Origin of the sequence: Nocardia amamiensis NBRC 102102 (assembly GCF_001612745.1) — a bacterium.
Lineage (GTDB): Bacteria > Actinomycetota > Actinomycetes > Mycobacteriales > Mycobacteriaceae > Nocardia > Nocardia amamiensis.
Genome location: NZ_BDBA01000139.1, coordinates 1 through 11,354, shown reverse-complemented (window position 1 = coordinate 11,354; position 11,354 = coordinate 1). Strand labels below are relative to the sequence as shown.

Genomic DNA, 11,354 nt, shown 5'->3' with positions numbered 1-11,354 from the left:
TGTCTATTGGTTCCCTCGCTACGCTCGCTCACGCCCGCACCTCGCTGACGCTGGGCTGCGGCGCGGGCGAATCCTCGGCTGTATCCATTGGTTCGCTCGGTTCGCTTCCTCATGCGGTGGCCTCCATCCAGATCACCCCGGCGATCCGGCCGGTCGGCGCGCCGCGACGGTGGCTGAACAGGGTGCGATCCTCGATGGTGCAGCGGGGGTCCACCGCGATCCCGGCGACGCCGGCCTCCCGGAGCTGGCGGGAGATGCCTGCACGCAGATCGAGCCCAGGGGTTCCACGAACGGTCGTGGTCGCGCTGCCCGGCAGGTGTGCTTCGACGTCGTCGCGCATCGCGGCGGGGACCTCGTATCGACGGCCGGAGGCGGCGGGTCCGAGAAAGGCGCCGACGCGCTCCAGGCGCGCGCCGACCGACACCATCGCCTCCAGCACGCGCGGCACGATGCCGATGCGGGCGCCGACGCGCCCGGCGTGCACCGCGGCGATCACGCCCGCCTCGTCGTCGGACAGCAGAATCGGCACGCAGTCGGCGGAGAGCACGACGAGCGCGAGGCCGGGCACGGTGGTCACCAGAGCATCGGTGGCGGGCACGGCCTCGGCGCGCGGGCCGTCCACGATTTCGACAGTGCGGCCGTGGATCTGTTCCATCCAGACCAGGCGCTCGGGCGGCAGGCCGATTCCCTCCGCCAGCCGATCACGGTTTCGCCGCACCGCCACGGGATCGTCGCCGACGTGGTCGCCGAGATTGAACGAGTCGTAGGGTGGCGCCGAGTAGCCACCGGCCCTGGTCGTGGTGACCCGTCGAACGATCGTAGTCGGCACAACTGTCATGGCGACGAGCCTAACGGCGGCCGGGGAACGGTGACGGAATGCCCAGGTAGAGGCCGAAACATCGGCCACACGCGCAGTGGTTGGCGCTCAGCTCCCGATCACGCCGTGCCGATGCCCGGCAACTATGTCGCCGAAATCGCTTGTATGTAGCCGTAGTACGGCACGGCTTCGGCCGGAACGGCGACTCGGCCCCGGCCGGAGCCGGAACCGATCCGGTAAATCAGCCCCTGCGCATGAACGACGGCACGTCCACATCGTCGTCGTCATCGTCATCGCCGCCCGGGGGCGTGACGGACGACCGCGGCGTGGTCGTTGCGGTCGGCTCGGCCAAGGTGCGCGGCCGTTCGGTGTCCCGATAACTCGGCACCGCGCCGCGGCTGGATGCGCTGGTGGCCGACGTGCTGGACGAGCTGTCGGTGCCGCGCGCCGCGATCTCGCCCACGCTTCGATGCCCGATCTCACCCGAGCGTGCCGAACCGATGGTGCCCCGGCTCGCGGCGTCGAAGGTGCGCCGGGCGGGTCCGCCGCCGTCGAAGCCGGCCGCGATCACGGTGACCCGCACCTCGTCGCCGAGCGAGTCGTCGATCACCGTGCCGAAGATGATGTTGGCCTCGATGTGCGCGGCCTCCTGCACCAGCGACGCCGCCTCGTTGATCTCGAACAGACCGAGATCCGAACCGCCCGCGATGGACAGCAGCACCCCGTGCGCGCCGTCCATGGACGCCTCCAGCAGGGGCGAATTGATCGCCGCCTCGGCCGCCTTCACCGAGCGGCCCTCGCCGCGCGCCGAACCGATGCCCATCAGCGCGCTGCCCGCGCCGGACATCACGCTCTTGACGTCGGCGAAGTCGACGTTGATCAGACCCGGGGTGGTGATCAGGTCGGTGATGCCCTGCACACCGTTGAGCAGCACCTCGTCGGCGGAGCGGAACGCGTCCATCAGACTCACCGCCGCGTCGCCGAGCTGCAGCAGCCGGTCGTTCGGAATGACGATCAGCGTGTCACACGACTCGCGCAGCAGATTGATGCCCACTTCGGCCTGATTGCCGCGCCGCTTACCCTCGAACGAGAACGGACGGGTGACCACGCCGATGGTGAGCGCGCCGAGCTTGCGCGCGATCTGCGCGACGACCGGAGCGCCACCGGTGCCGGTGCCGCCGCCCTCGCCCGCGGTCACGAAGACCATGTCGGCGCCCTTGAGCACCTCTTCGATCTCGTCCTTGTGATCCTCCGCGGCTTTGCGGCCGACCTCTGGGTCCGCGCCGGCACCGAGACCGCGGGTCAGCTCCCGACCGACGTCGAGTTTGACGTCGGCGTCGCTCATCAGCAGCGCCTGGGCGTCGGTGTTGACCGCGATGAACTCGACACCTTTGAGTCCCTGCTCGATCATCCGGTTGACGGCATTCACACCGCCGCCGCCGATACCGACGACCTTGATCACCGCAAGGTAGTTGTGCGGGGGCGTCATGGGCTCTCGCCTTCCTTCGATCTAAAGCCTGTCGTTTCCGGATGCTGGGCACGCCGCCGTTCGACCCGTCCGGGGTCGGGTCGCTGCAGGGAGCGAACCGCGGCGCGGGCAAACCCTAAAGCTCAACCATAGGGTTAGCGTTATGTCAAGTATCCGACTGGTGCGGAACGCTATTCGCAGCCGCCGCGATACGCGCGCAGGCGCGCCGAAACGAGAGCCAGAATCTTGCGTGATCCCGCTCGTCTCGCCGCTCCACACGTCGTATGGTGAACGGTTGCCCCCGGCCCCCTCCTCGACGGGAGCCGCTGCCTGGCCGTCGAAAATTCCCTGGGCGCAATGGGTGTGAATCACTTTACCGTGACCAGATTGGGACTCGAAACATCGAACACCGTTCCTGGGCGTGTCAGCAGCGGCAACACCACCGCCGACTTCCGTTCGCCGTCGCCGGTCCCGCCCCACAGCACCGTGCGACCGTCCTTCAGATTCAGCGAGATGTCCGAAATGGACCGTGCCACAACCTCGTCGACCTGAATGGCCAGCGCGGGCGGGACGATGGCGAGCACCGACACCGCGGCGGCGGTCACCGGATCCGCGCCGCCCGGACGATCGGTGATCAACTTCGGCACACCGATCGGCGTGGGCTCGATGGCGAATTCCACGCCCTCCGCGTCGAGCAGATGCGCGCCATCGGGGCTGTCGTAGAACAACACCGGAACGCGCTCGTCGACCGTAACCCGCACCGTGGACGGGAAAACACGCTGCACCCGCGCCATGCGCACCTTCGGAATGGTCACCACCCGACGCGCGATCGCGGTGGTGTCGATGCGCAGTATGGAGCGGCCGGACGGGATTTCGAGCAGATCGCGCACCTGCTGCTCGGGCACCGTCACCGTGCCTTCGATCCGCACCGTGCGCACCGACAGCACCGGCGTGTACCACGCGCTGACCCCGACCGCCGCGAGGACGCACACGGTCAGCAAGCCCCACAACCGAATCCGGCGCCAGTCCATCGCGGCGAACCGATCACCCGCGCGGCGCCCTGCCCCGCGCGCCGACCCGACCCCGCGCACGCCGGGTCACCGTCCGTGCTGGGGACGCGCCCGAAGTCCGTCCAGAATCTGACCGCCCAGCATCGTCACGTCACCGGCGCCCATGGTGATCACCACGTCGCCCGGCAGCGCCAACACCGCGACCTGACGGCCCACCCGGGACATATCCGGCTGGTAGTGGACCGGTTTCGTGACCGCCTGCGCGACCAGCGCGCCGTTCACCCCGGGCAGCGGCTTCTCCCGCGCTCCGTAGACGTCGAGCACAACGACCTCGTCGGCCAGGCTAAGCGCGGCGCCGAAGTCCTCCGCGAAGGTCGCGGTGCGGCTGTAGAGGTGCGGCTGGAAGACCACGATGACCCGCCCCTGCCTGGACCGGGCACCGTCGCGCGCCTCCTGCTGGACCAGTTCGGCGGCGGCGCCGAGGACGGCGCGCACCTCGGTCGGATGGTGGGCGTAATCGTCGAAGACGCGCACGCCGTTTTCCCGTCCGGCGAACTGGAATCGGCGGTGCACGCCGCCGAAACCCTCCAGACCCTGGATGATCTCGCCCACGTCGGCGCCGGTGGCGCGGGCGGCGAGCAGGGCGCCGAGCGAGTTGAGCGCCATGTGCCTGCCGGGCACCGCGAGTCGCACGGTGCGCGGCGCGGCCTCGTCGGCGAGCTGGAACTGCGCGATGCCGCCGACGTCACGCGGCTCCCAGCTGTGCAGCCGGGCGCCCACCGGGACCGGCGCGTCGGCGAGGTCACCGGATCCGTACCCGAGGACCTGGACGTTCTTCTCCGCCAATCGCGTGCCGACCCGCTGCGCCAGCGCCAGCGAGCCCGGATCGTCCAGGCACACCACCAGCAGGCCGCCCGCGGCGAGCCGGTCGGCGAAATCGTCGAAGACCTGGACGTAGGCCTCGTCGGAGCCGAAGAAATCCAAATGGTCGGACTCGATGTTGGTGACCACCGCGACGTCCGGCTCGTACTGCAGCAGCGACCCGTCGCTCTCGTCCGCCTCGGCCACGAAGATGTCGCCGGTGCCGTGGTGGGCATTGGTGCCCGCCTCGTTCAACTCGCCGCCCACCGCGAAGGACGGGTCGACACCGCAGTGCTGCAACGACACGATGAGCATCGAGGTGGTCGAGGTCTTGCCGTGCGTGCCGGAGACGAGCAGGGTGCGATGCCCCTGCATCAGCGAGGCGAGCACAGTGGGGCGCAGCAGCACGGGGATGTCGCGCCGATTGGCCTCGACCAGTTCCGGATTGGTCTTCGGAATGGCCGCGTAGGTGGTGACCACCGCGGTCGGGCCGCCGGGCAGCAGGTCCAGCGCCGTCGCGTCGTGCCCGATCCGCACCTGCGCGCCGCGCGCCCGCAGCGCGAGCACACCGCGGCTCTCCTTCGCGTCCGAGCCCGACACGGCACCGCCGCGGGCGAGCAGAATCCGGGCGATGCCCGACATCCCGGCCCCGCCGATGCCGACCATGTGCACGCGCGCCAACTCCGCTGGCAGCGGAGTCCGCTCGGTCATGCCTCCACCTGGTCGGCGCTCGGCTCCGGCACGAGCGAGTGCTCGGCTGTGTCGATTGTTCGCTCGGTCACTGGCGCGCCACCTCCTTCGCGATCCGCGCCACCTCGTCGGCGGCGTCGCGGTGCCCGGCGCCTGCGGCGGCCCGGCCCATCTCGATCAGCCGTGCGGGGTCCATGAGCAGCGGAATCACCTCATCGATCACATACTTCGGCGTCAACTCGGAATCGGCGACAATTCTGCCACCGCCCTGGCCCACCACCGGGCGGGCGTTGAGCTCCTGCTCCCCGTTGCCGTGCGGCAGCGGCACGTAGAACGCGGGCAGACCCACCGCGGAGACCTCCGCGACGGTCATCGCGCCCGAGCGGCAGACCACCGCGTCGGCGGCGGCGTAGGCCAGATCCATCCGGGACAGGTAGGGCACCGCCACATACCGGGCGTCGTCCGGACCCGAAGCGCCAGCCGCGCCCAGCTCGAGCGTGTTCTTCGGACCGTGCGCGTGTAGCACCGAGATCCCCGCGGCGGCCAGCTGCGGCGCGGCCGCGGACACGGCCTCGTTCAGGGTCCGAGCGCCCTGGGAACCGCCGAAGACCAGCAGCACCGGCCCCTCGGCGGGCAGGCCGAAATGGGCGCGTGCCTCGGCGCGCAGCGCGGCGCGGTCCAGCCCCGTGATCGATTCGCGCACCGGAATGCCGACGACCTGGGCGTTCGGCAAGCCCGAGTCCGGAACGGCGGCCAGCACGCGTGCGGCACGGCGCGCGCCGACCTTGTTCGCGATGCCCGCCTTGGCGTTCGCCTCGTGCACCACCACCGGAACCGCGCGCCGCCTACGCAGCACGCCCGCACCCGCAGCCAAGTACGCGGGGAGCGCAACGTATCCGCCGAAACCGATGATCACGTCGGCGTCGACGGCATCGATCACCGCCCTGGTGGCGGCCACCGAGGCGCGCACCCGTCCGGGCAACCGCAGCAGGTCGGTCGTCGGTTTGCGCGGCAGCGGAACCGGCGGGATCAGCTCGAGCGGATAGCCGCGGCCGGGAATCAGGCGGGTCTCCAACCCGCGCTCGGTGCCCAGCGCCGTCACCCGGATCGAATCGTCGAGCCGTCGCAACGCGTCGGCCACCGCCAGTGCCGGTTCGATGTGGCCGGCTGTGCCGCCGCCCGCGACGATTACCGAGATCACCTGGATCTTCCTCGTTCCCTTGCGTGATTGACCGGATAGCTTGGTTCCCATGCCCTGGTGGCGCGGGCCGAACTGGTGCCGCGGCTCTCCGGCGACCGGCGCCGCGGCGGTTCGGTACCGTACCGGCCGCGCCTGCCCGGCGACAGCGTCGACGGCCCGCGGTCGGCCGATCTCGGCGTTCGGCCGCGCCGCGCCGGTGCGTACACCTCGGGTTTGGGCAACCGCAACAGCCTACTGAAACGACCGTCCTGTCCGGCGTGCAGCGCCGCCACCGCCTCCGGCTCGTGCCTGGCCGCGTTCGCGATGATGCCGAACATGAACAGCGTGATGGCCAGCGACGATCCACCCGCGGAGACCAAGGGCAGCTGCAGGCCGGTCACCGGGAGCAGGCCGACCACGTAACCGATGTTGATCAGCGCCTGCGCTGTGATCCAGGTCGTCGCGGTGGCGGTGAGCAACCGCAGGAAGGGGTCCACCGAGCGGGCCGCGATGCGCAAGCCGGTATAGACGAACAGCGCGAACAGGCCGAGCACCAGCGCGCAGCCGAGATAGCCGAGTTCTTCGCCGATGATCGCGAAGATGAAGTCGTTGTGCGAGTTGGGCAGGTAGCTCCATTTGGCCCGGCTCTGGCCAAGCCCGCGCCCCCAGATGCCGCCGTCGGCCAGCGAGTACAGCGCCTGGCGCGCCTGGTAGTTGATGCCCTGCGGGTCATCGCCGGGGTTGAAGAACGCACGCATGCGATCGGAGCGATAGCCCGCCGACAGCGCGAGCACCCCGGCGGCGATCACCCCGGACAGCGCGATCGTCACGAACAGGCGCACCGGCAGCCCGCCGAACCACAGCAGCGCCGCGAGCACGACGCCCAGCGCGATCGTGGTGGACAGGTTCGGTTGCAGCACGACGAGCAGGCACACCAGCAGACCGGCGGGCACCAGCGGGACCAGGACGTCCTTGAGGCTTGCGTGCTCGGCGCGGCGTGAGGCCAGCAGGTGCGCCCCCCACACCACCAGCGTCACCTTCACGACCTCCGACGGCTGCACCGAGACCGGCCCGAGCACCAGCCAGCGGCGCGCGCCCTGCACCTGCGCGCCGATGCCGGGAATGAGGACCAGCAGCAGCGCGAGCACCGAGAGTGCGAACAGGGGGAACGACCACTGCCGCAACCTGCGCAGCGGGATGCGCAGCGCCAGATAGAACAGCACTGTGCCGATCACGGCGAACATGGCCTGCTGGATGAACAGCGAGTAGGCCGATCCGCCGTCGGCGTACGCCTCGACGCTGGAGGCCGACAGCACCATCACCAGCCCGAGCACGGTGAGCAGGGTGGCGATGGTGACCACCAGATGGAACGACGCGAGCGGCCGCGCCAGCCAGGCCCAGAATCGAGGCACCGACTCGCGCTTGCGCCGCGCCGCTTCCGTCATAGCCGCCGTCCGATGTCACCGTCTTCCAGGGCGTGCACCGCCGCGGCGAAGCTGCGGCCGCGGTGCGTGTAATCGGCGAACATGTCCAGCGACGCGGCGGCGGGAGCCAGCAGCACGGTGTCGCCGGGACGGGCGAACCCGGCCGCAGCACGCACGGCGCGCGCCATCACCGCGTCCGCCGCGGCGTTCCGCGACGCTTCGTCACCCATCCCTGCATCGTCTCCCGTGACCAGCTCGACGACCGGGACCTCGGGCGCGTGTCGCGCCAGCGCGGCCGCGATCACCGGCGCGTCGGCGCCGATCAGCACGGCCGCGACCAAGCGGTCGGCGACCTCCTCGATCAGGTCCTCGACGTGCGCGCCCTTGAGCTGGCCGCCGGCCACCCAGATCACCTGCGGATGCGCGAGGATCGACGAGCGCGCGGCATGCGGGTTGGTGGCCTTGGAGTCGTCGACGAACGCCACCCCGGCCAGCTCACGCACGAACGCGGCGCGGTGCGGGCCGACCTTGTGCTCGATCAACCCCTCCCGGATGAACTGCGGCGCGACGTCGATCGCCCTGGTCAGCGCCGAGGCGGCGAGCGCGTCGGCCACACCGGCGGGGCCGGGCGGGCTGATGTCGGCGACCTCGGCCAGGATCGCGGCCTTGGTGAACGCGCGGTCGAGCAGTTTGCCGTCGACCACGCCGAGTTCGCCGTCGGCGGGCACCCCGACCCGGAACCCCACGGTCCGGCGGGCTTTGGACTTGCGGGCAAGCGAAGCAGCAACTGGATCGTCCAATCCGACCACGCCGACCCGGCCGACCAGCGCTCGCGCCTTCGCCGCGGCGTAGGCGTCCAGGCCGCCGTGCCAATCCAGGTGATCCTCGGCCACGTTGAGCACCACGCCCGCCTCCGGGCGCACCGACGGCGCCCAGTGCAGCTGGAACGACGAGAGCTCGACCGCGAGCACCTGCGGACCGGGATTGCGCCGCAACGCGTCCAGGATCGGAAGGCCGATGTTGCCGCAGGCCACGCTGGCCACACCCGCGGCGCGCAGGATCGAGTGGGTCATCTGCGTGGTCGTGGTCTTGCCGTTGGTGCCGGTGATGACCAGCCACTTGCGGACCGGGCCGTAGATCCTGGCCTGGTCGACCCACCAGGCGAACTCGACGTCACCCCACACCGGCGTGCCCTCGGCCACCGCGGAGGCCAGCACCGGCGAGTCCGGCCGCCAGCCGGGGCTGGTGATCACCAGCGCGAACCGGCTCCAGTCCGCGGATTCCAACTCCGTGCAGGTGGCCACGTCCAAGCCGAGCCCGGCGGCCTCGGCCAGCGCGGCCGCTCCGCCGTCGGTGACCACCGGACGCGCGCCGATGTCGCGCAGCGGCTCGACCAGCGAGCGCCCGGATACGCCCCAGCCCGCGACCAGGACATCCCGGCCGCGCAGGAATTCCAGCATGGGCCCTGGTGTGCGCAGGGCCCGCGGAGAATGTTCGACCATCTCGCTCACCCGACCGCGGAGAGGTATTCGCTGTAGAACAGCCCGAGCCCGACGGCGGAGGCCATCGCGGCCAGCAGCCAGAATCTGATGATCACCGTGGTCTCGGCCCATTTGCTGAGCTCGAAGTGATGGTGGAACGGCGCCATCTTGAACAGCCGGTTGCGCGTCGTCCGGAAGACCGCGACCTGTAGCACCACCGACGCCGTCTCGGCGACGAACAGCGCGCCGATCACGATCATCAGCAGCTCGGTCCGGGTGGTGATGGACAGACCGGCCAGCAAGCCGCCGAGCGCGAGCGAACCGGTGTCACCCATGAAGATCTTGGCCGGGGCGGCGTTCCACCACAGGAACCCGACGCACGCCGCGGCGCCCGCGGCGCAGACCAGGGCGAGATCCAGCGGATCGCGCACGTTGTAGCAACCGGCCTCCGGCTTGGTCTCGCAGGCGTGGTAGTACTGCCAGAAGGTGATGACCACGTATCCGCCGAGCACCAGGCTCATCGATCCGGCGGCCAGCCCGTCCAAACCGTCGGTGAGGTTCACCGCGTTGGACCAGGCGACCACCACAAAGCACACGAACACCAGGAAGACGACCACGCCCATGGTCACCGTGCTGATGTCGCGCACGTAGGACAGGTGCCTGCTGGCCGGTGTGAGCCCGCTGCCGCCCTTGAACTGCAAGGCGAGCACGCCGAAGACCACGGCCGCGGACAGCTGCCCGAGGTATTTGCCCGCCGCGGTCAAGCCGAGGTTGCGTTGCTTGCGGATCTTGATGAAGTCGTCGATGAAGCCCACCGCGCCGAGCGCCGTGGCCAGGCCGAGCACCAGCATCGCCGACGCCGACGGCCCGTCGGCGTTGTAGCCGATGCCGATCAGGTGGGAGCCCAGATACCCGGCCCACATGCCCACCAGGATCGCCACGCCGCCCATGGTCGGGGTGCCGCGCTTGGCCTGGTGGCTGGCGGGGCCGTCGACCCGGATCTCCTGTCCGAAACCCTGCTTGGCGAACAAACGGATCAACAGCGGCGTGAGCAGGATCGAGACCGTCAGCGCGATCGCCGCGGCGAAGAGAATCTGTCTCATCCTGCTGCCTCCGTGTCCTGTCCCGCCCCGCTGTTCGCCGGGGTGCCGCGGCGTGCGGCGACGGCGCCCGGGTCGGTCAGATGCTCGGCGACCTCCCAGAGGCCGACCGATTTCGATGCCTTGACCAGCACGACGTCGCCCGCCGCGAGTTCCTCGTCGAGCAGGGCGATCGCCGCATCGATGTCCGGTACGAGGACCGATTCCTCGCCCCACGACCCTTCCATCACGGCACCCTGGTGCAGCGCGCGGGAGGGCCTTCCGGTGCCGACGACGACGACGCGGCTGACGTCCAATCGCACGGCGAGCCGCCCGATGGCGTCGTGTTCGATGACCGACTCCTCCCCGAGCTCGGCCATCTCGCCCAGCACCGCCCAGCTGCGCCGGGGCGTATCGCCGGCGCGCGCCATGCTCACCAATGCCTTGAGCGCGGCGCGGACCGAATCCGGGTTGGCGTTGTAGGAGTCGTTGACGACGGTGATCCCGTCGGCGGTGGTTCGCACGTCCATCCGGCGGGCCGAGGCCGCGCGTGCGCCGGACAGCGCCGCCACCGCGGTATCCAGATCCGCGCCGCATTCCAGCGCGACCGCGATCGCCGACAGCGCGTTGCCGACCTGGTGCTCGCCATGGACGGCCAGACGCACCGGGGCACTGCCCGCGGGCGTGTGCACGGTGAACTCGGCGCGGGCCTGGTCGTCGAGGCGGATGCCGGTGGCACGGATGTCGGCGGTAGTGGCCTGCCCGACCGTGACCACCCGCGCGGATGTGCGCGCGGCCATGGCCGCGACCTGCGGATCGTCGGCATTGAGCACAGCCAGGCCGGTCGGCGGCAGCGCCTCGACCAGCTCGCCCTTGGTCTTCGCGATGGCCTCGCGGCTGCCGAACTCGCCGAGATGCGCGGTGCCGACATTGAGCACCACGCCGATGCTCGGCGGCGCGACCTCGGCCAGCGCGGCGATATGCCCTGGCCCGCGCGCGCCCAGCTCGAGCACGAGGAAGCGGGTGTCCGCGGCGGCCCGCAGGGCGGTCCACGGGTGGCCGAGTTCGCTGTTGAACGAGCCCGGCGGGGCGACCACCGGGCCCAGCGGAGCGAGCACGGCGGCCAGCAGATCCTTGGTCGAGGTCTTACCGGACGAGCCGGTGACGCCGACGACGGTGAGGCCGCTCTCGGCGACCAGGCGCGACACGCTTGCGCGCGCCAGCGCGGCGAGCGCGATGAGCACGGCTGCGCCGGAACCGTCCGGATCATGGGTCAGGGCAACCGAATTCGACGGCGTGGCAGCGCGGTCCGGCGTGACCACGATGGCGGGCACGCCCACCGGC

General features: G+C 70.6%; 9 protein-coding genes. All 9 read right to left on the bottom strand.

The annotated features are described in order from the left end of the window. Nucleotides 1–109 precede the first annotated feature (109 nt). Nucleotides 110–838: a peptidoglycan editing factor PgeF gene (gene pgeF, locus NA4_RS24475; RefSeq protein WP_067474484.1), complete on the bottom strand. Its 729-nt coding sequence runs from the start codon at nucleotides 836–838 to the stop codon at nucleotides 110–112. 220 nt (nucleotides 839–1,058) lie between these two features. Further along, nucleotides 1,059–2,306, bottom strand: coding sequence for a cell division protein FtsZ (gene ftsZ, locus NA4_RS24470; RefSeq protein WP_067474480.1), 1,248 nt, complete (start codon nucleotides 2,304–2,306; stop codon nucleotides 1,059–1,061). Between the two features lie 347 nt (nucleotides 2,307–2,653). Beyond that, the gene (locus tag NA4_RS24465) at nucleotides 2,654–3,376 is read right to left on the bottom strand and encodes a cell division protein FtsQ/DivIB (protein WP_373862824.1); all 723 of its coding nucleotides are present in this window, start codon (nucleotides 3,374–3,376) and stop codon (nucleotides 2,654–2,656) included. Nucleotides 3,377–3,382: 6 nt separating this feature from the next. After that, a complete protein-coding gene (gene murC / locus NA4_RS24460) occupies nucleotides 3,383–4,867 on the bottom strand; it encodes a UDP-N-acetylmuramate--L-alanine ligase (protein ID WP_067474474.1) in 1,485 nt (494 codons plus the stop codon). 67 nt (nucleotides 4,868–4,934) lie between these two features. Continuing rightward, the gene (gene murG, locus NA4_RS24455; RefSeq protein WP_067474471.1) at nucleotides 4,935–6,098 is read right to left on the bottom strand and encodes an undecaprenyldiphospho-muramoylpentapeptide beta-N-acetylglucosaminyltransferase; all 1,164 of its coding nucleotides are present in this window, start codon (nucleotides 6,096–6,098) and stop codon (nucleotides 4,935–4,937) included. After that, nucleotides 6,044–7,471 (bottom strand): putative lipid II flippase FtsW, encoded by a 1,428-nt coding sequence (ftsW, locus tag NA4_RS24450; protein WP_067474468.1) that lies wholly within the window; start codon nucleotides 7,469–7,471, stop codon nucleotides 6,044–6,046. Before ftsW ends, murG begins: the two co-directional genes overlap by 55 nt. Then, entirely contained in the window at nucleotides 7,468–8,910 is a 1,443-nt protein-coding gene (gene murD / locus NA4_RS24445) for a UDP-N-acetylmuramoyl-L-alanine--D-glutamate ligase (protein WP_067474463.1), read from the bottom strand. The genes ftsW and murD overlap by 4 nt, the downstream gene beginning before the upstream one ends. A 47-nt stretch (nucleotides 8,911–8,957) precedes the next feature. Continuing rightward, entirely contained in the window at nucleotides 8,958–10,034 is a 1,077-nt protein-coding gene (mraY, locus tag NA4_RS24440; RefSeq protein WP_067474461.1) for a phospho-N-acetylmuramoyl-pentapeptide-transferase, read from the bottom strand. After that, on the bottom strand, nucleotides 10,031–11,354 hold a 1,324-nt coding region (locus tag NA4_RS24435), incomplete at its 5' end, for a UDP-N-acetylmuramoyl-tripeptide--D-alanyl-D-alanine ligase (protein WP_067474458.1). The genes mraY and NA4_RS24435, both read right to left, overlap by 4 nt.

Coding starts and splice junctions, on each gene's coding strand:
- pgeF (WP_067474484.1), bottom strand. CDS start 838: ATGACAGTTGTGCCGACTACGATCGTTCGACGGGTCACCACGACCAGG.
- ftsZ (WP_067474480.1), bottom strand. CDS start 2,306: ATGACGCCCCCGCACAACTACCTTGCGGTGATCAAGGTCGTCGGTATC.
- murC (WP_067474474.1), bottom strand. CDS start 4,867: ATGACCGAGCGGACTCCGCTGCCAGCGGAGTTGGCGCGCGTGCACATG.
- murG (WP_067474471.1), bottom strand. CDS start 6,098: ATGGGAACCAAGCTATCCGGTCAATCACGCAAGGGAACGAGGAAGATC.
- ftsW (WP_067474468.1), bottom strand. CDS start 7,471: ATGACGGAAGCGGCGCGGCGCAAGCGCGAGTCGGTGCCTCGATTCTGG.
- murD (WP_067474463.1), bottom strand. CDS start 8,910: ATGCTGGAATTCCTGCGCGGCCGGGATGTCCTGGTCGCGGGCTGGGGC.
- mraY (WP_067474461.1), bottom strand. CDS start 10,034: ATGAGACAGATTCTCTTCGCCGCGGCGATCGCGCTGACGGTCTCGATC.